Origin of the sequence: Saccharomonospora cyanea NA-134, from assembly GCF_000244975.1 — a bacterium.
In the GTDB taxonomy this organism is placed as follows: domain Bacteria; phylum Actinomycetota; class Actinomycetes; order Mycobacteriales; family Pseudonocardiaceae; genus Saccharomonospora; species Saccharomonospora cyanea.
In genome coordinates this window covers 479,746-506,095 of record NZ_CM001440.1, presented here as the reverse complement: position 1 = coordinate 506,095, position 26,350 = coordinate 479,746, and the positions used below count along the sequence as shown (strand labels likewise).

At 66.0% G+C, this 26,350-nt stretch carries 32 protein-coding genes; 5 read left to right on the top strand and 27 right to left on the bottom strand.

Annotated elements, in window-relative coordinates:
- Positions 1-116: 116 nt before the first annotated feature.
- On the bottom strand, positions 117-4,130 hold the full coding sequence (locus SACCYDRAFT_RS02605) for a type VII secretion protein EccC (protein WP_005453311.1): 4,014 nt from the start codon (positions 4,128-4,130) through the stop codon (positions 117-119).
- Positions 4,131-4,352: 222 nt separating this feature from the next.
- Between SACCYDRAFT_RS02605 and eccD the strand changes: the two genes are divergently transcribed.
- The gene (eccD, locus tag SACCYDRAFT_RS02600) at positions 4,353-5,747 is read left to right on the top strand and encodes a type VII secretion integral membrane protein EccD (protein WP_005453309.1); all 1,395 of its coding nucleotides are present in this window, start codon (positions 4,353-4,355) and stop codon (positions 5,745-5,747) included.
- Between the two features lie 55 nt (positions 5,748-5,802).
- Entirely contained in the window at positions 5,803-7,311 is a 1,509-nt protein-coding gene (mycP, locus tag SACCYDRAFT_RS02595; protein WP_232283767.1) for a type VII secretion-associated serine protease mycosin, read from the top strand.
- 336 nt (positions 7,312-7,647) lie between these two features.
- Here mycP and eccB read toward each other — a convergent pair whose 3' ends face one another.
- Positions 7,648-9,264, bottom strand: a complete 1,617-nt coding sequence (eccB, locus tag SACCYDRAFT_RS02590; protein ID WP_005453305.1) for a type VII secretion protein EccB — start codon at positions 9,262-9,264, stop codon at positions 7,648-7,650.
- Positions 9,265-9,826: 562 nt separating this feature from the next.
- On the opposite strand from eccB, the gene eccE reads away from it, so the two are divergent.
- From eccE to SACCYDRAFT_RS26750, 3 genes are all read left to right on the top strand, one after another.
- Entirely contained in the window at positions 9,827-11,041 is a 1,215-nt protein-coding gene (gene eccE, locus SACCYDRAFT_RS02580; RefSeq protein WP_005453302.1) for a type VII secretion protein EccE, read from the top strand.
- Complete coding sequence (locus SACCYDRAFT_RS02575; RefSeq protein ID WP_005453300.1) at positions 11,038-11,760, top strand: hypothetical protein; 723 nt, start codon at positions 11,038-11,040, stop codon at positions 11,758-11,760. The genes eccE and SACCYDRAFT_RS02575 overlap by 4 nt, the downstream gene beginning before the upstream one ends.
- Positions 11,761-11,918: 158 nt before the next feature.
- Positions 11,919-12,923, top strand: a complete 1,005-nt coding sequence (locus SACCYDRAFT_RS26750; RefSeq protein ID WP_005453298.1) for an endonuclease domain-containing protein — start codon at positions 11,919-11,921, stop codon at positions 12,921-12,923.
- Here SACCYDRAFT_RS26750 and truA read toward each other — a convergent pair.
- The 25 genes from truA to rplP form a co-directional block, all read right to left on the bottom strand.
- The gene (gene truA, locus SACCYDRAFT_RS25630) at positions 12,833-13,759 is read right to left on the bottom strand and encodes a tRNA pseudouridine(38-40) synthase TruA (protein ID WP_083844723.1); all 927 of its coding nucleotides are present in this window, start codon (positions 13,757-13,759) and stop codon (positions 12,833-12,835) included. The genes SACCYDRAFT_RS26750 and truA overlap by 91 nt on opposite strands.
- The gene (gene rplQ, locus SACCYDRAFT_RS02570; protein ID WP_005453296.1) at positions 13,756-14,337 is read right to left on the bottom strand and encodes a 50S ribosomal protein L17; all 582 of its coding nucleotides are present in this window, start codon (positions 14,335-14,337) and stop codon (positions 13,756-13,758) included. Before rplQ ends, truA begins: the two co-directional genes overlap by 4 nt.
- Positions 14,338-14,374: 37 nt before the next feature.
- Positions 14,375-15,448, bottom strand: coding sequence for a DNA-directed RNA polymerase subunit alpha (locus tag SACCYDRAFT_RS02565; RefSeq protein ID WP_005453293.1), 1,074 nt, complete (start codon positions 15,446-15,448; stop codon positions 14,375-14,377).
- 115 nt (positions 15,449-15,563) lie between these two features.
- Positions 15,564-16,172, bottom strand: coding sequence for a 30S ribosomal protein S4 (rpsD, locus tag SACCYDRAFT_RS02560; RefSeq protein ID WP_005453291.1), 609 nt, complete (start codon positions 16,170-16,172; stop codon positions 15,564-15,566).
- Positions 16,173-16,195: 23 nt separating this feature from the next.
- Positions 16,196-16,600, bottom strand: coding sequence for a 30S ribosomal protein S11 (gene rpsK, locus SACCYDRAFT_RS02555; RefSeq protein WP_005443310.1), 405 nt, complete (start codon positions 16,598-16,600; stop codon positions 16,196-16,198).
- A 16-nt stretch (positions 16,601-16,616) separates the two neighbouring features.
- Positions 16,617-16,802, bottom strand: a complete 186-nt coding sequence (locus SACCYDRAFT_RS02550; protein WP_005453289.1) for a hypothetical protein — start codon at positions 16,800-16,802, stop codon at positions 16,617-16,619.
- Positions 16,799-17,179: a 30S ribosomal protein S13 gene (rpsM, locus tag SACCYDRAFT_RS02545; protein WP_005453286.1), complete on the bottom strand. Its 381-nt coding sequence runs from the start codon at positions 17,177-17,179 to the stop codon at positions 16,799-16,801. The genes SACCYDRAFT_RS02550 and rpsM overlap by 4 nt, the downstream gene beginning before the upstream one ends.
- A 196-nt stretch (positions 17,180-17,375) precedes the next feature.
- Positions 17,376-17,489, bottom strand: coding sequence for a 50S ribosomal protein L36 (gene rpmJ, locus SACCYDRAFT_RS02540; protein WP_005453284.1), 114 nt, complete (start codon positions 17,487-17,489; stop codon positions 17,376-17,378).
- Between the two features lie 76 nt (positions 17,490-17,565).
- Positions 17,566-17,787 (bottom strand): translation initiation factor IF-1, encoded by a 222-nt coding sequence (gene infA, locus SACCYDRAFT_RS02535; protein WP_005443304.1) that lies wholly within the window; start codon positions 17,785-17,787, stop codon positions 17,566-17,568.
- A 275-nt stretch (positions 17,788-18,062) separates the two neighbouring features.
- Complete coding sequence (gene map / locus SACCYDRAFT_RS02530; protein ID WP_005453275.1) at positions 18,063-18,842, bottom strand: type I methionyl aminopeptidase; 780 nt, start codon at positions 18,840-18,842, stop codon at positions 18,063-18,065.
- Between the two features lie 42 nt (positions 18,843-18,884).
- Positions 18,885-19,439, bottom strand: coding sequence for an adenylate kinase (locus SACCYDRAFT_RS02525; protein ID WP_005453273.1), 555 nt, complete (start codon positions 19,437-19,439; stop codon positions 18,885-18,887).
- Positions 19,436-20,743: a preprotein translocase subunit SecY gene (gene secY, locus SACCYDRAFT_RS02520; protein WP_043537003.1), complete on the bottom strand. Its 1,308-nt coding sequence runs from the start codon at positions 20,741-20,743 to the stop codon at positions 19,436-19,438. Before secY ends, SACCYDRAFT_RS02525 begins: the two co-directional genes overlap by 4 nt.
- 393 nt (positions 20,744-21,136) lie before the next feature.
- Positions 21,137-21,580 carry a 50S ribosomal protein L15 gene (gene rplO, locus SACCYDRAFT_RS02515; RefSeq protein WP_005453269.1) on the bottom strand — a complete coding sequence of 148 codons (444 nt, stop codon included), beginning with the start codon at positions 21,578-21,580 and terminating at the stop codon, positions 21,137-21,139.
- Positions 21,580-21,762, bottom strand: a complete 183-nt coding sequence (rpmD, locus tag SACCYDRAFT_RS02510) for a 50S ribosomal protein L30 (protein WP_005453267.1) — start codon at positions 21,760-21,762, stop codon at positions 21,580-21,582. The genes rplO and rpmD overlap by 1 nt, the downstream gene beginning before the upstream one ends.
- A 1-nt stretch (position 21,763) precedes the next feature.
- Positions 21,764-22,393 (bottom strand): 30S ribosomal protein S5, encoded by a 630-nt coding sequence (gene rpsE, locus SACCYDRAFT_RS02505; protein ID WP_005453265.1) that lies wholly within the window; start codon positions 22,391-22,393, stop codon positions 21,764-21,766.
- A gap of 36 nt (positions 22,394-22,429) precedes the next feature.
- Entirely contained in the window at positions 22,430-22,828 is a 399-nt protein-coding gene (gene rplR / locus SACCYDRAFT_RS02500; protein ID WP_005453263.1) for a 50S ribosomal protein L18, read from the bottom strand.
- Between the two features lie 2 nt (positions 22,829-22,830).
- Positions 22,831-23,370: a 50S ribosomal protein L6 gene (gene rplF, locus SACCYDRAFT_RS02495; RefSeq protein WP_005453260.1), complete on the bottom strand. Its 540-nt coding sequence runs from the start codon at positions 23,368-23,370 to the stop codon at positions 22,831-22,833.
- Between the two features lie 15 nt (positions 23,371-23,385).
- A complete protein-coding gene (rpsH, locus tag SACCYDRAFT_RS02490; protein ID WP_005453258.1) occupies positions 23,386-23,784 on the bottom strand; it encodes a 30S ribosomal protein S8 in 399 nt (132 codons plus the stop codon).
- Between the two features lie 95 nt (positions 23,785-23,879).
- The gene (locus SACCYDRAFT_RS02485; RefSeq protein WP_005453257.1) at positions 23,880-24,065 is read right to left on the bottom strand and encodes a type Z 30S ribosomal protein S14; all 186 of its coding nucleotides are present in this window, start codon (positions 24,063-24,065) and stop codon (positions 23,880-23,882) included.
- Between the two features lie 4 nt (positions 24,066-24,069).
- The gene (gene rplE / locus SACCYDRAFT_RS02480; RefSeq protein WP_005453256.1) at positions 24,070-24,639 is read right to left on the bottom strand and encodes a 50S ribosomal protein L5; all 570 of its coding nucleotides are present in this window, start codon (positions 24,637-24,639) and stop codon (positions 24,070-24,072) included.
- Entirely contained in the window at positions 24,639-24,953 is a 315-nt protein-coding gene (gene rplX / locus SACCYDRAFT_RS02475) for a 50S ribosomal protein L24 (RefSeq protein ID WP_005453255.1), read from the bottom strand. The genes rplE and rplX overlap by 1 nt, the downstream gene beginning before the upstream one ends.
- Complete coding sequence (gene rplN, locus SACCYDRAFT_RS02470) at positions 24,954-25,322, bottom strand: 50S ribosomal protein L14 (protein ID WP_005453254.1); 369 nt, start codon at positions 25,320-25,322, stop codon at positions 24,954-24,956.
- Positions 25,323-25,400: 78 nt separating this feature from the next.
- Positions 25,401-25,682 (bottom strand): 30S ribosomal protein S17, encoded by a 282-nt coding sequence (gene rpsQ / locus SACCYDRAFT_RS02465; protein WP_005453253.1) that lies wholly within the window; start codon positions 25,680-25,682, stop codon positions 25,401-25,403.
- Entirely contained in the window at positions 25,679-25,930 is a 252-nt protein-coding gene (gene rpmC, locus SACCYDRAFT_RS02460) for a 50S ribosomal protein L29 (RefSeq protein ID WP_005443256.1), read from the bottom strand. The genes rpsQ and rpmC overlap by 4 nt, the downstream gene beginning before the upstream one ends.
- Complete coding sequence (gene rplP / locus SACCYDRAFT_RS02455) at positions 25,930-26,349, bottom strand: 50S ribosomal protein L16 (RefSeq protein ID WP_005453252.1); 420 nt, start codon at positions 26,347-26,349, stop codon at positions 25,930-25,932. Before rplP ends, rpmC begins: the two co-directional genes overlap by 1 nt.
- Position 26,350: the final 1 nt, after the last annotated feature.

Genomic DNA, 26,350 nt, shown 5'->3' with positions numbered 1-26,350 from the left:
CGCTCCTGCCAGTCGTTGGGCCTACCCCATCACCTTGTCGGAGTCCGTCCGCCGAATCGTGTCGAGAGAACATGGTGGCGTACGGACGCCGGACCGGGCGACCGTACGCCACCACCTCATTCAGGCGCGATCCACGAGACGTGCATGAGCTTCTTACCCACCTTGCGGCTGACGAAGTACCCGCGTCCCGGCGGCATGGGACCCGCCTTCACATTGCCGAGCAACTGGCCCTCGTCCTTCGACCCGTTCATCACCAGGCCCGGCATGGCGAGTTCCTTCAGCTTCCCGATGATCGGGTCCATGCCGGTACGGGCGGCACCACCGGTGCGGCGGGCGACCACCACATGCAGGCCGACGTCCTTGGCCTGGGGGAGGTACTCGGCGAGCGGGCGCAGCGGGTTGTTGGTCGAGGTAGCCACGAGGTCGTAGTCGTCGACCACCACGAACAGCTCCGGCCCGGTCCACCACGACCGGTCCTTCAACTGCTGCGGAGTCACGTCGGGGCCGGGCAGTCGCTTGGCCATCGACTGCGCGACCTCCTTCATCATGCCGTCGAGCTGGTTGGCCGAGACCGCGTACCCGAGGAGCTGGTCACCGTCGGCGAAGCCGAGCATGGTGCGCCGGTAGTCCACCAGGATGAGCAGGGCCTCCTTCTTGGTGTACCGGTCGGTGATACCCCGCACGATCTGCCGCAACAGGTTCGTCTTGCCCGACTCCCCGTCCGCGTAGGCCAGGAAGTGCGGATCGGCGTTGAAGTCCAGATAGACAGGCGCGAGCTCGTCCTCGTCGACACCGATGGGGATGAGCTTGCTGTCCCTGTGCTTGTCCTGGAGCAGCAGCTCCTCGTACGGCATGACGTCGGGAAGCAGCCGCACCTGCGGCGCGTGCCTGCCCTTCCACGCACCCGAGATCTTCTTCACCGCGTCGGCCACGCCTTCACCGACGTCGGCGTCGTTGCTGGAACCGTCGATGCGGGGCAGGCCGCTGAGGAAGTGCAGCTTGTCGCGGGTCAGCCCCCGCCCCGGACGCCCGGCGGGCACGTTGACGGCCACCCTGCGGTCGATGTCGGATTCGCTGGGGTCGCCGAGCCGCAGTTCGAACCGCGTGCCGAGCATGTCCTTGATCGCCGGTCGGATGTCGGCCCACCTGTTCGACGCGATCACCACGTGCACGCCGTAGGTCAACCCCTGCACCGCCAGCTTGGTGATCTGCGGCTCCAACTCGTCGAAGTCGTCCCGCAAAGCCCGCCACCCGTCGACGATGAGGAACGCATCCCCGAACGGATCCTGCTCGGCGGTGATGTCGCCCCGCCGCTTGCGGTTGCGGAAGTCGTTCATCGAGTCCACACCCAGCGCCCCGAACCGGGCCTCCCGCTCGTTGGCCAGCGTGGTCAACTCCGCCACGATGCGTCGCGCCTTGTCCGGCTCCCGCCGGGCGACGGCGACCCCACCCACGTGCGGCAGGCCCTCCAGCGCCGCCAGCGTGCCACCCCCGAGGTCGATGCAGTAGAACTGCGCCTCCTCCGGCGTGTGGGTCAACGCCATCGACATGATCAACGTCCGCAGCATCGTGGACTTGCCCGACTGCGGACCTCCCACGACCACCCCATGTCCGGCGCCGCCGGAGAAATCCGCCCACAACGGATCCCGCCGCTGCTCGTAGGGCCGGTCCACGATGCCCAACGGCACCTGCAACCGGCCGTTGCCGAAGAACCCCACCGGCGACAACCCCCGGTCCTCGGTCGGGTTCAGATTCGGCAACAACGTGTCCAACGAGTTCGGTTCCTTCAACGGCGGCAACCACACCTCATGAGCGGGTGGCCCCTGCCCCACGAGCCTGCCGACGATGACGTCGAGCTCGCTCGGTTCGACGGCTTCCTCCGACTGCGGCTGCTTCGGCTGCTCGACAGGCTCGGGTACCGGCTCCGGTTCCTTCGGCAGCTCGACGAAGTCGGGCACGAACAGCTGCGGGCGCTTGTCCGCGCGGACGACCTTCGCGCCGGGCGCGGCGGTCTTGATACCCGCGGGCCGGTACGGGCCCGACACGTACGACGCCTTGAACCGCACCAGCGTGGAGGTGTCGTACTTCAGGTAACCGCCACCAGGCACGGACGGCAGCTCGAACGCGTCGGGCACACCGATCGCGGCCCGCGACTCCGCCGCGGAGAACGTCTTCAGACCGATGCGGTAGGACAGGTGCGAGTCCAGCCCCCGGAGCTTGCCCTCCTCCAGACGCTGGGACGCGAGCAGCATGTGCATCTGCAGCGACCGCCCCAACCGTCCGATGGCGACGAACAGGTCGATGAAGTCCGGTTTCGCGGACAACAGCTCGGAGAACTCGTCGACCACGATGAACAACGCAGGCAGCGGATCGAGGTCGGCGCCGTTCTCGCGCGCTTTCTCGTATTCCCAGACGTTTTTGAAGTTTCCGCCGTTCTTCAGTGCTTCCTGACGCCGGTTCATCTCGCCCGCGAGCGCGTCCTTCATACGGTCGACCAGCGTGACCTCGTCGGCGAGGTTGGTGATGACCGCCGAGACGTGCGGTGCCTTGTCCAGGCCGAGGAACGTGGCACCACCCTTGAAGTCGACGAGGACGAAGTTCAACGTCGTCGACGAGTGAGTGGCCAGCATTCCCAGCACGAGCGTGCGCAGGAACTCCGACTTACCGGAACCCGTGGCACCGATGCACAGACCGTGGGGGCCCATGCCCTCCATGGCCGCTTCCTTGATGTCGAGTTCGACGGGTTGGCCGTACTCGCCGACACCGAACGGCACGCGGTAGCGGTCGCGGACCGGCCTCGGACGCCATGCCTGCTGCACATCGAACGTCATCGGGTCGCCGGGAATGCCCAGCAGTTCCAGCAACGACGGGTTGGACAGCAGCGGCTGCTCCTCGCTGTCCTCCGCGGCACCGGTGCTCATGCGGTACGGCGAGACCTTGCGAGCGAGCGCCTCGACCTCCACGACGCTGAGCGTGTCGGGACGGCCGAACCACTCCACACCGCCCGCGCTGCGCGCACCCAGGCGCTCCTCCTCCACCACGAGCCGGAGGCCGCGGCGGGCGGCGAGGTTGCCGATCGAGTCGGACAGGTCGATGAGGGTGACTCCGACGAGACCCTCTTCCAGCAGGATCTGTTCCTCACCGGTGACGTCCGCGTCGTCGAGCACGATCACGATGTGCGGTTGGTCGGGCGCGGGCGTGGCGTTGCGCGAGAACCGTTGCCGGTCGCGCAGCTCCTCGTCGAGCCACTGCTCGATCTGCGCCAGGGAGCCGCTCATCATGCGCAACTGGCCGATGCCGTCGGACAGGCTCGGGTGCTGGACGTGGGGCAGCCACTTGGCCCATTCCCACTCCTCCTTCGCCCTGCCCGTGGTGGCGACACCGATGAGGACGTCGTCGGGACTGTGGAACGTGACGAGCTGCGCCAGCATCGCCCTGGTCAGTCCACGCGTGAGCTTCTTGTCGCCCTGCATGCCGACAGCCGCGAAACCACGCAGCGTGATCTGCGTGGGAAGGTCAGGCACGATCGAGTGGGCTCGCACGAAACGACGCAACGCGAGCGTGGCGATCGGCTCCAGCTCGTCGACGGGCCCCGTCTGTGGCGGCACCAGGCGCGTGGCGAGGCGGTGGGAACTCCGGCCCACACGCAGGTGCAGGAAGTCCTGGTCGCTCTGGCGCCGCTCCCACATACGGCGGGTGGACGCCATGGACCACAGCGCCTCGGGATCCGGATGCACCCATTCCAGGGAAGCGCGCTGGTCGATCATCGCCTCGCGCGCCCTGTCACGCATCTGTCCGAGGTACCGCAGATAGTCCTTGCGGTCCTCGTTCATCTCGGCCTTCTTCTGCTGGCCGCCCTTTCCGCCGCCGACGAACATGCCGACCATCGACATCATCATCATCAGCGGCATCATCAGGAAGAACGGACTGCGTCCCATCGCGCCGCCCGCCATGAACATGAAGGCGACCATGCCCAGCATGGCCACCACCATGACCACCGGCATCAATTTCATGATGATGTTGCCGGGGATCGTCCTCGGGACCTCGGGCGGCGGCTCGAGATGAACCTCGCCACCCGGCGGCCGGGGAGCAGCCAGCCGTGGCGACCGCTTGAACTGCAGCGTGCTCACCGAAAGGACCCCTCTTCGACTCGGCGACTGGCGGCCAGCGCGGGAACGCGCACCGGCGACTTTCGCCGGAACCGCCCCACATGTGGCCCAGGTGCGTTAATACTAGGGCGGCATCACGACACCATGGGGCCGGTTCGGCAAGGTTACCGGCCCACAGGCGGGTTGTTTCCGCGACGCGGTATAAACACCCTGCGGCGAAATCTCCAGGTAGGGGGCGAAAAGGTGGCAACGGGCACGACGGTTTTCAGCAGGGTCACGGTGGTCGCGCCGCGAACCCGCATCGATGTCGCGCTGCCTGCCGACGTGGCAGTGGCCGACCTCATGCCCATGTTGCTGGAGATGGCGAAAGAGGTGAGCCCCGACGGCGGTGCCCGGCACGGCGGCTGGGCGCTGGCGAAGCTGGGCGACGCCCCTCTCGACCCGAGCCGGACTCTCGCGTCGCTCGGCATCGTCGACGGCGAGCTCCTCCAACTCCGCAAGCGCAACGAGAACCCGCCGCCACCGCTGTACGACGACGTCGTCGACGCCATCGCCGAGGCCGAACCGGACAGTTTCCGGCCGTGGACCAAGGAAACCGCCCAGCGCATCGGGCACATCGCCGGTGGGCTCGCGTTGTTCAGCGCCGCACTGGCGTTGTTCTTCGGTGGCCCGCTCTACGGCGGCAACGGCCTCGCCATCGCGATCACGGCCGGCGTCGCCGCCATCGCCTGCGTGGCCGTGGGCGCCACCCTCGCCAAGGCGTACGACGCCCAGGCCACCGGAGTCGTGGTCGCCGCGGCGGGCGGTCTTCCCCTGGCCTTCGTCAGCGGCTTCTACATCGTCCCGGACGCCACGATCCGAGCCAACCTGCTTCTCGGCAGCGCCCTGGTGGTGGTCGTGGCCGCGGCCTGCATCCTGTTGATGGGCACGGGTATCACGACGTTCATCGCCGCGGCCACAGCCGGCGTGTTCGGTGTCGTCGCCTTCCTCATCGCGACCCTCATCGCCCACCCCGCGCCCGGCATCGCCGCAGGCACCGCCGCCGTCGCGCTCGCAGGCATCTCCATGTTGCCGAGGGCCACCATCTGGCTGGCGAAGCTGCCCCTGCCCCACATTCCCGGCACCGCGGAAGAGCTGAAGGAGGACACGGGCTACCCCGACTACTCCTCCATCGAACGCAAGACCAGCGTCGCACACAACTACATGACCGGTCTGCTCGTCGGCAGCGGCTCCGTCACCGCCGTCTCCGCGATGATCACCGCCACATCCGGCGACGTCTGGGGCGTCCTCACCGCGGTCATCGCCACGCTGGTGCTGTTGCTGCGGGCCCGCACCTATGCCAACGGCAGCCAGGCCGTCGCCCTGCTCACCACCGGCCTGGCCGCGGCGGCGGGCATCGTGCTCGGGTGGATGTGGACGGAAGACGCACAAGGCCGTCTGATCTGGGTGTTCGGCACGATCATCCTGCTCGGTGCGGGAGCGCTCGTGCTCGGCGTCGTGTTCCCCAACCAACGGTTCACCCCGCCGATGAGGCGCGCCGTCGAGATTTTCGAAGCCGCATGCATCGCATCGGTCCTGCCTCTGGCGCTCGCCGTGATGGGGCTCTACTCCACACTGCGCCACCTCGACATCGGGTGAAACAGACCACAAGCGCCACGACTTCCAGGGGGTTCGCGTGCGTTCGGCCCGGACGATGAAACGACACAGGGCGTTGGCGCTCGCCGCCACCATCGGCATCGGGAGCTCGATGTTGGCGCCGCTGCCCGCTTGGGCACAGGACGAATCGGCGTCCCAGGACCCCGGTGGCTACCAGGCCACGCCACCGCCGGTGGATCCGAGTCAGCGTCCGCCCGGTGACGGGCAACCGGACAAGAAATACGAGCAGAAGGTCGGGTGCGTCGAACGCAACCTCGAGTACAACGAGGACATCCAGAATGCGCCATGGGGCCAGCGGTACCTGCGCATCAAGGAGGTCCACGACCTCATGCGCTCGACCACGGGCCACATCGGCGTCGACACCGAAACAAGGCAGCCGATCAAGGTCGCGGTGATCGACACCGGAGTCAGGGAGCACTCCTTCTTCAAACACGGCGTCGAAGGCGTCGGCGACTACGTGGTGAGGGGGGACAAGGGCCTCAAGGACTGTGACGGTCACGGCACCGAGGTCGCCGGCATCATCGCGGCGAACACACCCGACCGCATCGGCTTCATCGGCGTCGCACCCGACGTCGAAATCCTGTCGATCAGGCAGTCCAGCCAGAACTACGCGCCCGAGGACGAGAGTTCGGGTGGCGGCGGATCGCCCCATGGCACCGGGCCGTCACAGGACAGCCGTACCCAAGGCAGCGAGGGCGCCGGCACGTTGAAAACCCTCGCGAAGGCCATCGTCCAAGCGGCTGACGCGGGCGCGCAGGTCATCAACATCTCCATCAACAACTGCCGCCCCAACAACGGTCCCATCACCGCGGACGAACAGGCACTCCAGGCCGCCATCAACTATGCGGTCAAGGACAAGGACGTCGTTGTCGTGTCGGCGGCGGGCAACGTCTCGGACTCGACCAACTGCAAGCAGAACGACCAAGCGCTGGCCGAGAACCCCACGACCATCGTGACGCCGCCGTGGTTCGCCGAGGACGTTCTGTCCGTGGCGGCCATCGACGAGACCGGCGGCGTGGCCGACTTCAGCATGCACGGGCCGTGGGTCAGTGTGGCCGCACCGGGAACCGGGATCATCTCGCTCGACCCGGCGCCAGGATCCGACGGCCTGGCGAACCTGATGGTCGACGGCGGTGAGACGCAGGAAATCAAGGGAACCAGTTTCGCGGCGCCGTACGTGGCCGGGTTGGCGGCGCTTGTGCGTGCGAAGTACCCGAAGCTCAACGCCTACGAGGTCATGCATCGGATCAAGTTCACGGCGCAACATCCCGCGGCTTCGGGCGGGCGGGACAACTTCGTGGGTTACGGCGTCATCGACCCCATGGCGGCGTTGACGGCCACCGTGCCGTCCGAAGAAGACATGCAGCCCGCGCAGGCGGAGAGCCTGCCCTCCGACATGCCTCCCGCGTCGAACCGCGACTGGACACCGACCATCGTGGCGTTGACGGGCGCGGGCGGTGCACTCGCTGCTCTGGTGATCACCCTCTTCGTGGTCCACACCGTTCGCCGCAACCGTAAGGACGACGAGAAGCCCGCGCGAGTCTGACTCCCAACGCTTTTAGCCCGCTAAACACGGTCGGCATCACCTCCGCTGGGCCCCGCACACGTGTTTAGCGGGCTAAAAGCTGTTCAAGGTTGCTGGCACCGTGCCACACCCGTTCCCGGGACCCGCTCAGGAGCGGATCAGCGCTGAAGGTTGTCGAGAGAGTTCGCCCGCTGAACGCTCGGTCTCCCCACGCACGTTTAGCGGGCAAAAAGCGAGGGCCCCCGCCCCCACCACCTTGAGCCCAGCCCAGTGCTGCCCTCAGCACGACAGAGGCCGGGTGGCGCAGACTCCACTCGAGTCACTTACCACCCGGCCTTGTAAGCCGTTCTCTACCGCTCAGTTGCCGCCCTGTGAGGCGGCCCGCTCCTCGGGCTGGATCACGGTGCCCGCTTGCTCGTCCACAGACACGGTGTCGTAGGTCCTCTGCGCGTCCTGTGGGTTCAGCGAAGGCCCGGCCGGTAGCAACTTGATGATCGACTCGGGCGCGGGGGAGAGCTTGGTGAGCCCCAGGCCCTTTGCGATGTCCTCGTTCGGGATGCCATAGCGCACTCCGCGGTCGGAGATGAGCTGGATGTTGCCACGATAGAACGTGTCCTTCGTCGTCGCCGACTGCACAGCCGCCGCGAAACCAGGCTGCATGTAGAAGTTGTCGACCTTCAGGCCGTCCGGTGAGGGCGTCCCGATCTTCACGACCTGCGGAGTGCCGTCCGCGTTCTTCGGCGTCGGCAGGACGTTCGAGATGTACACCGACGTGAACGCGTCGCGCTGCTCGCCCTCACCCCTGAGGTTCCAACCCAGACACGCCACCTGGTGCTGCATGGGGTCGAGCACGGTCGGCTTGGCGTCCGGATAGTGGTCCACGTCGAGGTAACCGGCATCGCCCCGGTTCACCTGTGGCAGGCCCTGCAGCACGTCAGGGGTCACCTCGGCCGCACTGCTGCCTCCGATCGCCGGGTTGTACAGGATCATGTCTGCCACAGTCGGCGAAACCCGCTGCACGCCTTCCTTCAGCACCACGTAGATGTCCGTGCTGGTGGCGAGCTGAGTTTCGAACACGTCACCGACCTTGAGGCCGGAGACGTTGAAGTCCGGTGGCTGGTTGGCGCCTTGAATGGTCGGCAGGTTGAGGGTCCCTACCGACGGGATCGCGTTGAGCAGTCCGGTCGAGATGCGCCGCGCCCTGCTCTCGTCCAGGTTCAGTGCGACGGTGACCGCGTTCTGCGTGAGGTCCACCTCTGCCCGCACGGTGTTCGCGTTCAGCTTGTTGGCATCTGTCTTCTGCCGGTACACGAGGTAGTGCTTCTCGTCGTCGGCTGACACCAGCAACGCCTGGTTCTGAGCGAGCTCGCGACCGAGGTCCTTGACACCTGCCAGGACCGTGGTCTCCGTCACGGCCTGCCGCCTCGCCTCGGAGTCGTTCAGCGAATTGTCCACGTTGACCTGATCACAGATGCCCCATTCCGTGGAAACCAGCTGACTCTCCGACGGCAGCAGGTCAGGGCCGCCCGGGATACCCTGCAGACGCCCCTTGGGAATGTCCTTGAGCTGTTCGTCGGAGACGACTTTGGGAGGCGTGGCCTCGACGACACCACCGCCCTGGCCCCCCTGCCCCTCCCCCTGGTTCTGCGACATGAGGATCAGACGCGCCGACGCCAGGTTGAACGTCGGGATGAGCTTCTTCGGGTTACCGGCTACCACGTAAACGGTCCCGGACTGCTCCCCGATGACGATGCCGGAGTCCGGTGCCTTCGGATCGGGCTTGAAGAGGCCGACGATGATGAAGCCCAGCATCCCCAAGCAGCTCAGCACGACGCCCACGATGGTGGCACGCGAGTGTGTGCGCATCGGGTCGTGCAACATCACGGCGTCCTTGCGCACCAAGGCGGACTGCATGCGACGCAGCACGAATTGGTAGGCCTGGACTTGCGACTTTGTTGTCGGTGTTGACGGCATTCTTGACCTACAGCTCTCCCACTCGCGGTACGGTTCCGCAGGATAGCCGTACGGGGACCGTTCGGTGTTGGTTTCTACCAACTCCGGTTAGTGTGCGACTCGCCGGGATCGGCTGTCAGCTCAGTTGCAGGCACAAGGGGAAGAGATCGAGCGGATGTCCGTCACCACTCCTCCACGTCCGCCGGGCCCCCCGCAGGGGCCCCCGCCCCCCGCGGGGCGACCAGCGGGTCCACCGCAGCGACCGGGACGCCCCATGGCACCGGGAGGCCCTGGTGGAGGCTCCGGCCCCCGTGGACCGCAGGGTGTGCCTCCGGCTCCGCCGGGCGGCCCTGGCGGGCCGAACCGTCCTCGCGGTCCCCAGCCCCCCGGAGGTCGACGTGGACCGAACGGTCCCGCAGGCGGCCCTGGAGGGCCGGGCGGGCCAGGCGGTCCCGGAGGGCCAGGCGGTCCCGGAGGGCCAGGCGGTCCTGGAGGCCCTGGAGGGCCCGGGGATTCCGGTGGCGCACCGAAGCCTCCGGAGTCGGCTCCAACCCCCCGCGTCGCTCCTCCCGCTCGGCGCCGCATGTTCGGCGCGAACTTCGGCCCCCTTCCTGTCACCAACCTCGTGCTACTCGAGGTCGGTCTCGCGATCGGGCTGATCCTCATCGCGATCGACCAGTCCCTGGTCTATGTCGCGATCGGAATCGCCGGCGTCATGCTGATCCTGGCGTTCCTACGTTGGGGCGGTCAGTGGTTCACCCAGTGGGCCGGGCTGACGGCTCGCTACACCCTCAGATCACACGATCGCGTAGTCGTTCCGCCCGCTCCCACCGATGTGGAAACGCTCGCTGCGCAGGACGACGACAAGGTGATCGGCCCGGACGACGCACGCGTCAGTCTGCTCCGCCTCGCCGTGCCCGACCTCGTCGTCGCGCAGGGGCGGGATCACGAGCACCAGGAAGTCGGATTCGCGTACCACGACGGCACTTGGACGGCTGTTCTCCTCGTGGAACCCACGCCAGCGTTGATCACCCAGGCAGATGGTGCACCGAGCCTGCCTCTGTCGGCGCTGGCGCCCTGCCTGGAGGACCGGGGCGTGGTACTCGACTCCATCCAGATGACGTGGCACTGCTATCCCGGCAGTGCGGCGCTCCCGGCCGACTCGCCTGCGCTGGCGTCGTACATGGAGGTTCTGGGCCCGCTTCCCGCTGCTGCACGACGGACGACATGGGTGTCCGTCCGGCTTGACCCGAAACGGTGTCCGGCCGCAGTACGGGAACGCGGCGGCGGTGTCATGGGGGCACACAGGGCGCTGATCGGTGCGCTGTCGCGCGTCCGCAACGCCATGGAGTCGCACGGCGTCCCGACCCGACCGCTGAGCCCGGACGAACTGTTGCGCGCCGGAATTTCGGCCGCGGAACTCACCGGTGTCGCCGGGTCCAACTCCCGCGTCCGGATGCAGGAACGTTGGACGGGCGTGACGGCAGCGGGCATCGGCCACGCGAGCTACGCCATTACGGGCTGGCCCAAAGGCAAGATCAGCACGACTCTCAACGCGTTGACGAGCGTCCGCGCGTTGTCCGCCACGGTGGCGATGTCGATCTCCCCGTCCGATGAGGAGAACCGCATCGGGTTGCGAGGTGTGGTGCGGATCAGCGCGCGTAACCCGCGCGAGCTCGACGCCAGCGACCAGCGACTGACGAGCGTCTCGGAGCGCATCGGGGTCACGTTGACGCCACTGCGCGGACGCCAAGCGGCCGGTTTCTCCGCCACCCTGCCGATGGGAGGTACGGCATGAGCGCACGGGTGCACGACGCCAACAAGGCAATCGGTGTGTCGCCTGAGTTCGTGGTCGATCCAGCGTTGCTCGACGCGATCAGCCCATCCGGCGACCGGGGTGGCATCGTTCTCGGCTCGGGCCTGCAGGGCGAACCGTTGACGGTGTCCGCTCTGCGCGCCGCCCCAACCAGGATCGTGCTCGTCGGGGGCCTGTACCTGGCGCGGCAGGTCGCTATGCGAGCCATGGCGGTAGGCGCGTGGGTCGTCGTCGCGACGGGACGGCCGACGGCTTGGCATGTGCTGTCGAACGCAGCGGGGCAACAACCGAACGGGCAGCCCTCACAGCTGGTACAGATCCGTCGGCTGTCGCCGGTGGAGTTGCCACGCCCGTCCGAGGACGCACCGCTGTTGGTCGTCCACGATGGGGGCCCCACACCGCAGGACCTGTTCCCACCGAGGTCGCCGTGGCAGACGACCGTCTACGTCCTGCCGTACCTGCACCCGCAGGCCGGGGCTTTGGCGAACGCTGCTGATCTTGTGCTGATGCAGCGTCTGCCCGCCGGTCAGGCGGAACTCGCTGCCCGCATCTGGCGGCTCCCGCCGCAGATGATGCGGCAACTGACGACGCTCAAGGACGATCAGGTCGTGGCGCTGGGCCGCAACCTGTGGCGTCCCCTGCGTCTGGTCACGACAGCCAAGGAACAACAGATCCTGGGTCCCATCCGCAGAGGCGACTGAACTGTGGGCCTTGCCGGGGGGCGTGTTTAGCAGGCTAAACACGCCCCCCGGTTGTCTGTGGCACCCATGGCCTGGCATCGGGGACTTTCGCACCCGCCATCCCCAGCTTGTGGACAACCGGCCTTCTCGTCTCCGAAGCTGTGGACAACTCCGTGCACATGGACGTGAAAGTCCGCAGCGTGAGCGATGCTGCAGGCATGAGCGCGACTATCAGCATCAATGACGTTTTCCGAGGCTCTGTCGCGAGAGCACACGGCTATGTGACCGCTGCGGAACTGGGCGGGCCACGCTTTCGACGCCTTTTCCAGGATGTCTACGTTCCTGCACACGTACCAGTGACGCACGAGCTCCGTTGTCGTGGCGCAGCACTCATCGTTCCCAAAGAAGCGGTGCTGACCGGACGATCGGCAGCGACTGTACTCGGTGTCGAACTCGCGAATCCCTATGATCCAGTCGAGTTCGTCGTACCCGAGGTTCATCGGTTCGGACCGATCAAAGGAATTCACGTACGCCGCACCGATGTGAAGCCGCAAGAGTCACGCCCATGGAACGGAATTCGCATAGCACGACCGTGGCGAGCAGCTCTCGACTTGGTGTTACGACTGTCACCACGCGTCCAGAGCTGGGTTCGCCGTCTACGTATCGCAGTGCCTGACCTCGATGCGTTCGTCCGATCAGGTCGAGTCACGCTGAAGCAGCTACGGCGTACGTGGAAAGGACGACGTAATCGCGGTATTCGACTGGCTCGAGCTGCGCTGTCGATGGTCGACCCACGTGCCGAGTCACTACCCGAGTCGGACCTCAGAGTTGTACTCAAAACGGGAGGATTCGAGCCCGTCCCACAGTATTCGATAACGAGAGGAGGTCGCGAGGTGGCTCGTCTCGATCTCGCCTTGAAGGACACGAAAACAGCCATCGAATACGACGGCCGATGGCACCGGTCAAGCAAACAAATTCGCCGAGACAAAGCACGCAGAAAACGATTGGTGACGGAAGGTTGGAACTTCGTTATCGTCACAGCGGAGAAGCTGGCGGGAGATTACAAAAGAATTCTGGACGAGGTGCGCCAGGCTCAATCCCGACGTGAGATCTCCCGCGCGTCCAAGTCTCGCAGGTGTCGAGTCTTTTCGGCACGCAACGCTAGTTCGTCGTCAGGCGGGTAATCGACCTTGATGAGCGTAAGGCCATGTGCCGGCGCCACGACGCTGCTCCGCTCTCGGGTTTTCAGCAACTCCGCAGGCCAACCCGTAGAGCGGCGCCCGTCGCCGACCCAAAGGAGAGCACCAACCAGGCTCCTTACCATGGAATGACAGAAAGCGTCTGCTGACACCGATAGGTGCAGCTGATAGTCATCCACCCTCTCCCAATGCAACTCGAGGAGCTCGCGGATGGTGGTGGCACCTTCTCGTTTTTTGCAGAAAGCTGCGAAATCGTGAAGGCCCAACAGTGCTGACGCAGCCTCGTTCATCGAGTCGACGGACAAGGGCCGCATCCACGCCAGCGTGTCGCGTCTCTGGAGCGGGCTGACTCCCCACGGCGCGTCCGACACCTTGTATCGGTAATGACGTTTAGCGGCCGAAAAGCGGGCATCGAAACCGGCGGGGGCACGGCGAAGGCCTAGTACTCGCACGTCAGCGGGCAGAAGACGGTTCAGCCGGTGGCGAGCCCGGTCAAGGTCCGGCAAGCCGTCCGATGCGACTGGCATGGTCCTGGAACGGGTTTCGCCTGCTAAACGCGTCACGTCCGCATGGACGACCTGGCCAGCCGCATGGACTCCTGCATCGGTTCGCCCTGCCACTACTACTGAGCCCGCTAAAGACGCGCCGGGGGGTTGTTTCTGGAGGGCGTCTTCAAGGACTCCCTGGACTGTTCGGCGTCCTGGTTGCCGCGCCCAGCCGGAGAAATCAGTGCCGTCGTAGCTGAGGTCGATGCGCAGACGAACGAGCCCGCCCTCCCCTGGGGGAACGGCGGGCTCGCTGCGTGGACTCGTCTCGGTCAGGACTCGTCCTTCTTGTCCACGCCCTCGGCGGGCTCGTCCGTGGAGTCCTTGGTGGCCGACTCGGGTGCTTCGGCGTCCTGGTCGGTGGCGGAAGCAGCCTCGGCCTCAGCCTTGGCCTCCTCCACCGTCTCCTCCGCCTTCGGCTCCTCGGCAGGAGCGTCGGCGGCGGCGTCCTTGGCGAACTTCGTCTTCCTGGCCGCCTCGGCCTCCGCGGTGACGGTCTTCTCCGACACCAGTTCGATAACCGCCATCTGGGCGTTGTCGCCCTTGCGCGGCAGCGTCTTGGTGATGCGGACGTAACCGCCGTTGCGGTCGACGAAGAAGGGCCCGATCTCGGCCATCAGCTTGTGCACGACGTCCTTGTTGCGGATGACCCGCATGATCTGACGCCGGTTGTGCAGATCACCCTTCTTGGCCTTGGTGATCAGCTTCTCGGCGAGCGGACGCACGCGCCTGGCCTTGGCCTCGGTCGTTGTGATCTTGCCGTGCTCGAACAACGACGTCGCCAGGTTTGCCAACATCAACCGCTCGTGCGCAGGCGATCCGCCGAGACGGGGTCCCTTGGTCGGGGTGGGCATCAGTTCTCCTCGTTCAGCTTCGCAGCCGCAAGGTCACTTACAGCTGCTCCGTCTCTGCGTAGTCCTGGCCGTCGTCGTGGCCAGTGTCCGGAAGGCCCGGCGACGGTGTCTCCGCACCCCACGTCTCGCCACCGCTCTCGTAAGTGGAGGCAGCAGCCGTGGGGTCGAATCCGGGCGGGCTGTCCTTCAGCGTCAAGCCGAGGCCGACGAGCTTCATCTTCACCTCGTCGATCGACTTCGCTCCGAAGTTCCGGATGTCGAGCAGGTCCGCCTCGCTACGCGAAACCAGCTCGCCAACCGTGTGAATCCCCTCGCGCTTCAGGCAGTTGTACGACCGCACCGTGAGGTCGAGGTCTTCGATCGGCATCGCGTAAGCGGCGATGGTGTCCGCCTCCTGCGGCGACGGACCGATCTCGATGCCCTCGGCGTCGACGTTCAGTTCACGCGCGAGCCCGAACAGCTCGACCAGCGTCTTGCCCGCCGAGGCGACAGCGTCCCTCGGAGTGATCGACGGCTTGGTCTCCACGTCGAGCACCAGCTTGTCGAAGTCGGTGCGCTGCTCGACACGGGTGGCCTCGACCTTGTAGGTCACCTTGAGCACCGGCGAGTAGATCGAGTCGATGGGGATACGACCGATCTCCGCACCGGCCTGCTTGTTCTGGAGCGCGGGAACGTATCCGCGGCCGCGTTCGACAACGAGCTCGATCTCGAGCTTGCCCTTGCCGTTCAGCGACGCGATGTGCAGGTCCGGGTTGTGCACGGTGACACCGGACGGCGGCACGATGTCGGCCGCGGTGACCTCACCGGGGCCCTGCTTGCGCAGGTACATCGTGACGGGCTCGTCCTCCTCGGAAGAGACGACGAGTTCCTTGAGGTTCAGGATGATCTCGGTGACGTCTTCCTTCACCCCGGGCACGGTGGTGAACTCGTGCAGCACGCCGTCGATGCGGATGCTCGTGACCGCGGCACCCGGAATCGACGACAGCAGGGTTCGCCGGAGCGAGTTGCCCAAGGTGTAGCCGAAGCCGGGCTCGAGCGGCTCGATGGTGAACCGTGAGCGCGTCTCGTTGACCGTCTCCTCGCTGAGGGTCGGCCGCTGGGAAATCAGCACTGTTCTTCTTCCTTTCCTGCCGGCGCCCGCCATATGACGCCGATAGGTGTGGCGTAGCGGCGGCGCACTCGGGGCGCCGCCGCCGGCCCGCTCCCGGCCACAGCCGGGTGCGGACTCACTTCTTCGAGTAGAACTCGACGATCAGCTGTTCCTGAACCGGAACCTCGATCTGGGCCCGCTCCGGGAGCTGGTGCACCAGAATGCGCAGGGTCGAGGGCACGACCTGCAGCCACGAGGGCACGGGACGATCGCCCAGCGCTTCCTTGGCCGCCACGAAGGGCAGCGTCTTCAGCGACTTCGGCCGCACGTCGATGATGTCGAACTTCGACACCCGGTAACTCGGGATGTTCACCTTCTCGCCGTTGACGAGGAAATGACCGTGGCTGACGAGCTGACGGGCCTGGCGGCGCGTGCGCGCCAGTCCGGCCCGGTACACGACGTTGTCGAGCCGGGATTCCAGAAGCTGCAGCAGGTTCTCACCGGTCTTGCCGGTGCGCCGCGCGGCCTCCTCGTAGTAACGCCGGAACTGACGCTCGAGAATGCCGTACGTGTGGCGGGCCTTCTGCTTCTCCTGCAGCTGCAGCAGGTACTCGCTCTCCTTGATCCGGCCGCGGCCGTGCTGGCCCGGCGGGTAAGGGCGACGTTCGAACGCCTTGTCGTTGCCGACGAGGTCAACCTTGAGCCGACGCGAAATACGGGTCGCGGGGCCGGTGTATCGAGCCATGTGTCCTTACTCCTCCCCGTTCCTCAGACCCGGCGCCGCTTGGGGGGGCGGCAGCCGTTGTGCGGCTGCGGGGTCACGTCCTGGATGGTGCCGACCTCGAGGCCCGCGGCCTGCAGCGAGCGGATCGCGGTCTCCCGACCGGAACCGGGGCCCTTGACGAACACGTCGACCTTCTTCATGCCGTGCTCGGCGGCCTTGCGAGCGGCGTTCTCAGCGGCCATCTGGGCGGCGAACGGGGTCGACTTGCGGGAACCCTTGAAGCCGACGTGGCCCGAGGACGCCCAGGAGATCACCGCGCCGTTGGGGTCGGTGATCGAAACGATGGTGTTGTTGAACGTGCTCTTGATGTGGGCGTGCCCGTGAACGACGTTCTTCTTTTCCTTACGCCGGACCTTCTTGGTCCCCGACGTACGAGACTTCGGTGGCATGGTCGGGTGTATCTCCTTAGCGCGAGTTCTGCTGGTGGGCTGCCGCGGCTTCACGCTGCCCGCGCCGCATCAACGTGCCGGCGTCGGCGTACAGCTGGCGCAGCGCCATCGGACGGGCGTAGAGCGCCTTCGGCGACATCCGGGCCGAGCCGCGACGCTGGACCGCGCCCGCACGGACGGCTCGTCTGCCGCTGGCACTCACTTCTTGCCCGCCTTCTTCTTGCCGGCGACCGTCTTCTTCGGGCCCTTGCGGGTACGGGCGTTGGTCTTGGTGCGCTGGCCGCGCACAGGCAGGCCGCGCCGCCACCGGAGACCCTCGTAGCACCCGATCTCGATCTTCCGACGGATGTCGGCGTTCACCTCGCGCCGGAGGTCACCTTCGACCTTGTAGTTCTCCTCGATGAACTCCCGCAGCTTGGCGAGGTCCTCGTCACCGAGATCCCTCACACGGGTGTCCGCGTTGACCTGCGTCGCTGCGAGGATTTCCTTCGAGCGGGTACGGCCGATGCCGTAGATGTAGGTCAGCGCGATCTCCAACCGCTTCTCGCGGGGGAGATCGACGCCAGCGAGTCGTGCCATTGGCGGTTGTGCTCCTTCGTTTTCACTTTCTTCGGGTCTGCTCCCTGCCCGTCCCGGGACGACTCGCCGTCACCCGCCCGCTCTCGCGGACGGTGTCCCGGCCCCGGCCCGAAGTTCCGGGGGTGAACCGGGTCGTCGCCGACCCGGCAGGCGCGGGGAGGTTGCGATTCAGCTGTCAGATCACTGACGACCGCGATCAGCCCTGGCGCTGCTTGTGGCGCAGGTTGTCGCAGATGACCATGATGCGCCCGTGACGACGGACGACCTGGCACTTGTCGCAGATCCTCTTGACGCTCGGCTTGACCTTCACGTCTCCTGCTCTCCTGCTCGTGCTGAGTTGCTGCGCGCCCCCTGGCGGGAGTCGCCTCCCGCCACGCTCGCCGTGATCACTTGTAGCGATAGACGATGCGACCACGGGACAAGTCGTAGGGCGAGAGCTCCACGACAACCCTGTCCTCGGGCAGGATGCGGATGTAGTGCTGCCGCATCTTCCCACTGATGTGTGCAAGGACCTTGTGGCCGTTCTCCAACTCGACGCGAAACATCGCGTTGGGAAGCGGCTCGATTACGCGGCCCTCGACCTCGATGGCCCCGTCCTTCTTCGCCATGTACTCCGCGTTTCGTGATCGGTTTGAGCGTTCGAGTGCTTGCCTGGGTGGCACACACGTCACCTCGACCCCAAAGTGATCATGCGAGCACGTTGGAGCCGACGTGATGAGCACGCCGACTAAACAGTGTACGCAACAGTTGTCAAGCCCGACCACGGGGCCCGGTGGAAGAGGATGTCGGTGCGGCAACGTGCCGGTTCGGGACGGACCGTGTTCAGCGGGCTGAACCCGGTCGACGCACTCCGCGGGCTGCGAGTCGTACCGTTTTCAGCCCGCTAAACGTGGTCTTCGGGTGCGGTCAGCACCCACGGTCCGTTCTCGGTGACAGCGACGGTGTGCTCCCAGTGCGCGGCTCGGGAACCGTCTGCGGTGACGACCGTCCAGCCATCGTCCAGCTCGATGGTCTCGGCCGACCCACCCGTCAGCATCGGTTCGATGGCAAGCGCCATACCGACGGCCAGCTTCGGGCCCTTGCCGGGCTTGCCGACGTTCGGCAGGAACGGCTCCATATGCATTTCCCGCCCGATGCCGTGCCCGCCGTACTCCACGACCATGCCGTACTCGACACCGTCCTGGGAGCTCGCGCGACGGGCTGCGGACTCGACGGCGTAAGAGATGTCGGTCAACCGGCCGCCCGGCGACACGGCCTCGATACCCGCGATCATCGCGGCCTGCGTGGCCGCAGAGAGCATGCGATCGCGTTCGGACACCTCACCGATCTCAATCGTGACCGCCGAGTCGCCGTGCCAGCCGTCGAGGATGGCCCCGCAGTCGACCGACAGGAGATCCCCGTCGGCAAGCACGGCGTCCTTCGAGGGGATGCCGTGCACGATCTGTTCGTTGACCGACGCGCAGATTGACGCCGGAAAGCCGTGATAGCCCTTGAACGACGGCACCGCACCCGCATCGCGGATGACCTGTTCGGCCAGCTCGTCCAACTCGCCCGTGCTGACTCCGGGCCGCGCCGCTTCTGTCACTTTCCGCAGTGTGCGCGCGACAACGAGGCCCGCTGCCCGCATCGCTTCCAGCTCACCGGGCGTCTTGATCTCAATCATGCGTCGCCGTCGAAACATGCCGAACACGAAGTGGTCGCCGACTCACGAACGCTTGCCGAGCGCGTCGAGCACCCTGTTCGACACCTCGTCGATGTCACCGACACCGTCCACGGTGACCAGGATGTCCGAGTAGTACTCCAACAGCGGGGCGGTCTCCGAGCGGTACACCTGCTGCCGACGTCGGATGACGTCCTCGGTGTCGTCGGTACGCCCACGACCGAGCAGACGTTCCACGAGCATGTCCTCGGGAACCTTGAGCTCGATCACCGCATCGAGCGATTCGTCGCTTTCCTTGAGCAGCTCACCCAACACATCGGCCTGCTTGGTGTTGCGGGGGAAGCCGTCGAGGAGGAACCCCGACTTGGCGTCCGGCTCCCCCAGCCGCTCCCGAACCATCTCGTTGGTCACGGTGTCCGGAACAAGCTCACCCGAGTCGAGGTAGCGCTTGGCCTCCCGGCCCAGAGGCGTCTCGTCACCGACATGCTTACGGAAAAGGTCGCCCGTCGAGATGTGAGGGATTCCGAGCCGCTGCGACAGCGCCGCCGCCTGTGTGCCTTTACCCGCCCCTGGCGGGCCGACGAGAACTACACGCGTCATCGGAGGAACCCTTCGTAGTTACGCTGCATCAGCTGGCTTTCGATCTGCTTCACGGTGTCGAGCCCGACACCCACCATGATCAGCACAGCTGTTCCGCCGAACGGGAAGTTCTGGTTGTTCCCTTCGCCGGTGACCGACAGGAAGAAGTTCGGCAGAATCGCCACGATACCGAGGTAGATGGAGCCCGGCAGTGTGATCCTGCTGAGCACGAACCCGAGGTACTCGGCGGTCGGCCTGCCCGGTCGGATGCCGGGGATGAACCCGCCGAACTTCTTCATCTCCTCGGCGCGGTCGTCCACGTTGAACGTGATCGTGATGTAGAAGTACGTGAAGAAGATGATCATCGCGAAGTACAGCGTGATGTGCACCCAGTGCGACTGATCCGTCACGTAGTTCTGGAGGAAACGCTGCCAGCCGGACGCCTGGTTCGGGTCGCCGATGAGCTGTCCGAGGAGGTCCGGCAGATAAAGCAGTGACGACGCGAAGATGACCGGGATGACGCCGGCCTGGTTCACCTTGATCGGCAGGTAGGTGGAGGTGCCGCCGTACATGCGGCGGCCGATCATCCGCTTGGCGTACTGCACCGGGATCCGGCGCTGCCCCTGCTCGACGAAGATGACGCTCGCGATGATCGCCAGCGCGAGCAGGCAGATGAAGAAGAACGTCAGGCCGCCCTGGTTGCTGAGGATCGCGGCGCCCTCGGTGGGGATCCGGGCGGCGATGTTCAGGAAGATGAGCAGCGACATGCCGTTGCCGACACCGCGCTCGGTGATGAGCTCGCCCAGCCACATCATGACGGCGGTGCCCGCGGTCATCGTCAGAACCGTCAGCGCCAGCGTGTAGACGCTGTTGTCAGGCAGGACCGGCTGGTCGCAGTTACCGAAGAGCTGACCGCGGTCGGCCAGCGCGACGACGCCGGTGGCCTGGAGGATCGCCAGCGCGATGGTGAGGTAGCGCGTGTACTGCGTGAGCTTGCCCTGGCCTGCCTGGCCCTCCCGTTTGAGCTCCTCGAAGCGAGGAATCACCACGGTGAGCAGCTGGACGATGATGCTCGCCGTGATGTAGGGCATGATGCCCGTGGCGAAGATCGACAGCTGCAGGAGCGCGCCACCGCTGAACAGGTTCAGCAGCGAGAAGATGTTCTGATCCTCGACCTGCGCCTGACATGCCTGAACATTCGGGTACGAAACCCCGGGCGCCGGTGTGACCGCACCGATCCGGTACACGGCCACGATCATCAGCGTGAACAGGATCTTCTTGCGCAGGTCCGGCGTCGCGAGAGCCGAGCGGAAGGCGCTGAGCACGCGGGGGACCTCCTCGGCGTCGTCGGCGAACCGACGATCGGCTTTGGCCGGCATGGGACCGGCTGGACACTCTGTCACTGGCGGCAAGCCAGACACGCTCGGGACACAACGGCCCAAGCGTGGTTCGACTTTAACAGCATCGCCAAGGGGTGCCGCATCTAGTGCGGGGTTCACACGCCCCAAGGAGCGACGAAAGTAGGCGCGGTCGGCTGGCCCCTCTCCTCACGTTCCGCGGGCGAATCGCGATGGAGGAGTCGGGGTAGGCGCCGTGAGAACCGCGTTCAGCGGGCTAAAAACGGTTCGGACCGCACACGACAAGACCCGCCGGGCCTCTTGTCTCGGTCCGGCGGGCCTTGTTCGGATCGTTGCGGTTCGGCTTCGCGAAAGTGATCTCTAGAGCGCGGTGGCCGTGCCACCGGCCGCCTCGATCTTCTCCTTCGCGGACTTGGAGAACGCGTCGGCCGTGACGTCGAACTTCACGCCCTCCACGTCGCCGTTGCCAAGAACCTTCACAAGTTCACCCTTGTGGACGAGTCCACGGGCGATCAGCTCGTCCTTGCCGACCTTGCCGCCCTCGGGGAACACGCGGGCCAGGTCGCCCACGTTGATCGCCTGGTACTCGGTACGGAAACGGTTCTTGAAGCCGCGCAGCTTCGGCAGCCGCATGTGGATGGGCATCTGCCCACCCTCGAAGCCGGCAGGCACGTTCTTCCGGGCCTTCGTGCCCTTCGTGCCGCGACCCGCCGTCTTGCCCTTGGAACCCTCACCGCGACCAACGCGGATCTTGTCCCGCTTCGCGCCGGGTGCGGGCTTCAGGTGGTGGATCTTGATGGTCATTACTTGACCTCCTCCACGGTCACCAGGTGCCGGACCGCCTGAATGAGGCCACGCACCTGCGGCGTGTCCTCACGCACCACGGACTGCCTGATCTTGCGCAGGCCGAGGGTGCGGAGCGACGCCCGGTGGTTCTGCTTGGTCCCGATCGTGCTCTTCATCTGGGTGATCTTCAGCTGAGCCATGTCAGACCCCCTGCCCCGCACGCTGACGCAGCATCCGGGCCGGAGCCACGTCTTCGAGCGGCAGACCACGGCGAGCGGCGACCGCTTCGGGACGCTGGAGGTCCTTCAGGGCCCGCACGGTCGCGTGCACGATGTTGATCGCGTTGTCGCTGCCGAGCGACTTCGACAACACGTCCTGGATACCAGCGCACTCCAGCACGGCACGGACGGCGCCACCGGCGATCACACCGGTACCGGCGCTGGCCGGACGAAGCAGCACCACACCGGCGGCCTCCTCACCCTGCACGGGGTGCGGGATGGTGCCACCGATGCGAGGCACGCGGAAGAAGTTCTTCTTCGCTTCCTCGACGCCCTTGGCGATCGCCGCGGGCACCTCCTTGGCCTTGCCGTAGCCGACACCGACCTGACCGTCGCCGTCACCGACGACGACCAGCGCGGTGAAGCTGAAGCGACGACCACCCTTGACGACCTTGGCCACGCGGTTGATCGCTACGACGCGCTCGAGGTGCGGGGTCTTGTCCTGGGCCGCCCCGCCACGGCCACCGTCACGACGGTCCCTGCGGTCCCGGCCACCGCGCTCGCGGTCGCCCGGTCCGCCCTGGCCGCCGGATTGCCGCGTACGTCCCGGCATCAGGCGTTCCTTCCGTTCTCGAGAATCTTGCTCATGTCAGAACTCCAACCCGCCCTCTCGGGCGGCGTCGGCCAGGGCGGCGATACGGCCGTGGTAGGCGTTGCCACCGCGGTCGAACACCACCTTGGAGATGCCCGCCGCCTTGGCGCGGGCCGCGACCAACTCGCCGACCTTGGCGGCCTTGGCCTTCTTGTCGCCCTCGACGGCCTGGACGTCCGCCTCCAGGCTGGACGCCGAGGCCAGGGTGTGCCCCGCCAGGTCGTCGATCAACTGAACGACGATGTGGCGCGAGGAACGCTTCACCGACATCCGCGGACGCGCGGCACTGCCCTCGATCTTCTTGCGCAGCCGATTGTGCCGACGGACCTTGCCAGCACGACGACGGGTGGAGATGTCCTTGCCGACCGGCTTCCGCTTCGTAACCGTTTCGCTCATGATCACTTACCCGTCTTCCCGACCTTGCGGCGGATGCGCTCACCCTCGTAGCGCAGACCCTTGCCCTTGTACGGGTCCGGACGACGCAGGCGCCGGATGACCGCCGCGATCTGGCCGACCTTCTGCTTGTCGATGCCGGACACGGAGAACTTGGTCGGGCTCTCCACCTTGAACGTGATGCCCTCCGGAGCCTTGATGAGCACCGGGTGGCTGTAGCCGAGGGCGAACTCGAGGTCCGAGCCCTTGGCCTGCACGCGGTAACCGACTCCGTGGATCTCCATGCGCTTCTCGTAGCCCTGCGTCACACCGACGACCAGGTTGTTCACCAAGGTCCGGGTGAGGCCGTGCAGCGCGCGGCTCTCCCGCTCCTCGTCGGGTCGCTTGACCACCAGAGTGCCGTCTTCGCCGCGCTCGACAGTGATCGGCTCGGGAACGGTGTGCTCCAGCGTGCCCTTCGGGCCCTTGACCGTGATGTGCTGCCCGTCGATGTTCACATCGACCCCGGAGGGGACGGTGATCGGCAGCTTACCGATGCGTGACATGCCAGTCCCCCTTCCTCACCAGACGTAGGCGAGGACTTCGCCGCCCACGCCGTTGCGCTTGCACTGCCTGTCGGTCTGGAGCCCGGCGGACGTCGAAATGATCGCCACGCCGAGGCCACCCAGAACGCTGGGCAGGTTGGTCGATTTCGCGTACACCCGAAGGCCGGGCTTGGACACGCGGCGAAGCCCTGCGATGCTCCGCTCACGGTTCGGGCCGTACTTCAGCTCCACAACCAGGTTCTTGTGCTTCTCACCCGGCTCGGTGCGGTAGTCGGCGATGTAGCCCTCGCGCTTGAGGATCTCGGCGATGTTCGCCTTGATCTTCGAGTGCGGCAGCACGACCATGTCGTGGTACGCCGAGTTCGCGTTACGCAGACGTGTCAGGAAGTCTGCGATCGGGTCGGTCATCGTCATGGTGACCTGTCAACCTTTCTCGCCCTGGTTCCCCTGACGGGGCCTGTGGCGAAGTGGAATGGGTCCCTGCGCGGCGCAGGGGACGTCAAAGAGCCTTACCAGCTCGACTTGTTCACGCCGGGGAGCTGTCCCGCGTGCGCCATCTCCCGCAGGCAGATCCGGCAGAGACCGAACTTGCGATACACCGAGCGTGGACGACCGCAACGCTGGCAGCGGGTGTAGGAGCGCACCGCGAACTTCGGCTTGCGGGCAGCCTTGGCGATCAGAGCTTTCTTGGCCATCTGATCACGCCTCCTTGAAGGGGAAACCGAGCTTGCGCAGCAACGCGCGACCCTCGTCGTCGGTGTTGGCGCTGGTCACAACCGTGACGTCCATGCCGCGCGGGCGGTCGATGGAGTCGGGGTTGATCTCGTGGAACATCGACTGCTCGGTGAGACCGAACGTGTAGTTGCCGTTGCCGTCGAACTGCCTGTCCGACAGCCCGCGGAAGTCGCGGATACGCGGCAACGCGATGGTCAGCAGCCGGTCCAGGAACTCCCACATGCGGTCGCCACGCAGCGTCACACGGGCACCGATCGGCTGGCCCTCACGCAGCTTGAACTGCGCGATGGACTTGCGCGCCCGGCGCACCTCGGGCTTCTGCCCGGTGATGGTGGCGAGGTCGCGAATGGCGCCCTCGATGAGCTTGCTGTCCCGAGCGGCGTCGCCGACGCCCATGTTGACCACGACCTTGACCACACCGGGGATCTGGTGCGGGTTGGTGTAGCCGAACTCCTCGCGCAGCTGGCCGGCGATCTCCTCGCGGTACCGGGTCTTCAACCGCGGTGTCGGGTACGTCTTCTCTGCGGTCGTCATCAGATGTCCTTGCCCGTCCTACGCGAGATACGAACCTTCTTGCCGTCCTCGCCGATGCGGTAGCCCACCCGGGTCGGCTTGCCGTCGGAGTCGACGACCATCACGTTCGAGACGTGGATGGGAGCCTCCTGGGTGACGATCCCGCCGGACTGGGCACCGCGCTGCGTCTGGGTGATCCGGGTGTGCTTCTTGATGCGGTTCACACCCTCGACCAGAACCCGCTGACGCTCGGGGTAAGCCTTGATGACCTTGCCCTTGGCGCCCTTGTCCTTGCCTGCGATGACGAGGACCGTGTCGCCCTTCTTGACCTTCATTCAGAGCACCTCCGGCGCGAGCGAGATGATCTTCATGAACTTCCGATCGCGCAGCTCGCGGCCAACCGGCCCGAAGATGCGTGTGCCTCGTGGTTCGTTGTCGTTCTTGATGAGCACCGCGGCGTTCTCGTCGAACCGGATGTAGGAGCCGTCGGGGCGACGCTTCTCCTTCGCGGTCCTGACGATGACGGCCTTGACGACGTCACCACGCTTCACGTTGGCGCCCGGGATGGCGTCCTTGACGGTGGCGACGATGATGTCACCGATACCCGCGTAGCGCCGCCCCGAGCCACCGAGCACCCGGATGGTCAGGATCTCCTTGGCACCCGTGTTGTCGGCGACTCGCAGTCGCGACTCCTGCTGGATCACGTCAACTCCTGTATGTCGCGCCGGTTCTCGGCCGTGCCGAGCCTGGCGGAACGAAGGGGGCCTTTGCCCAGCCCCTGATTACTTGGCCTTCTCGCGGATCTCGACGAGCCGCCACCGCTTGGTGGCCGACAGCGGTCGGGTCTCCATGAGCAGGACCCGGTCACCCACCCCTGCGGTGTTCTGCTCGTCGTGCGCCTTCACCTTCTTGGTGCTGCGCATGACCTTGCCGTACAGCGGGTGCTTCTTCCGGTCTTCGAGCTCCACGACGATCGTCTTGTCCATCTTGTCGGACACGACCAGTCCTTCGCGGACCTTCCGGTAGTTACGTCCGGCGTCCTTGTTCTGCACCGCCTCCGTCATGCGGCACCCTCACTCTCGTTCTCCTCGGGGGAGACGGACAGACCGAGCTCCCGCTCCCGCATCACGGTGTAGATGCGGGCGATGTCCGCGCGCACCGTGCGCAGCCTGCGGTTGTTGTCGAGCTGCCCGGTCGCCATCTGGAACCGGAGGTTGAACAGCTCCTCCTTCGACTCCTTCAGGCGCAGCACGAGCTCCTCAGCAGTGAGCTCCCGAAGTTCTGACGCCGCCACTCCTCCGGCCTTCGCCATCAGAACTCACCACCTTCACGAGTCACGATCCTGCACTTCATCGGGAGCTTGTGGATCGCGCGGCGCATCGCCTCGCGGGCCACAGTCTCGTTCGGGAAGCTCATCTCGAACATGACCCGACCCGGCTTCACGTTCGCCACCCACCACTCGGGCGAGCCCTTACCGGAACCCATGCGGGTTTCGGCGGGCTTCTTGGTCAGCGGGCGGTCCGGGAAGATGTTGATCCAGATCTTGCCGCCACGCTTGATGTGCCTGGTCATGGCGATACGAGCGGACTCGATCTGCCGGTTGGTCACGTAACCGTGCTCGAGCGCCTGGATGCCGAACTCGCCGAAGTTGACCTTCGTGCCGCCCTTGGCAGCGCCGGAACGCTTCGGTGAGTGCTGCTTGCGGTACTTGACCTTGCGTGGGATGAGCACG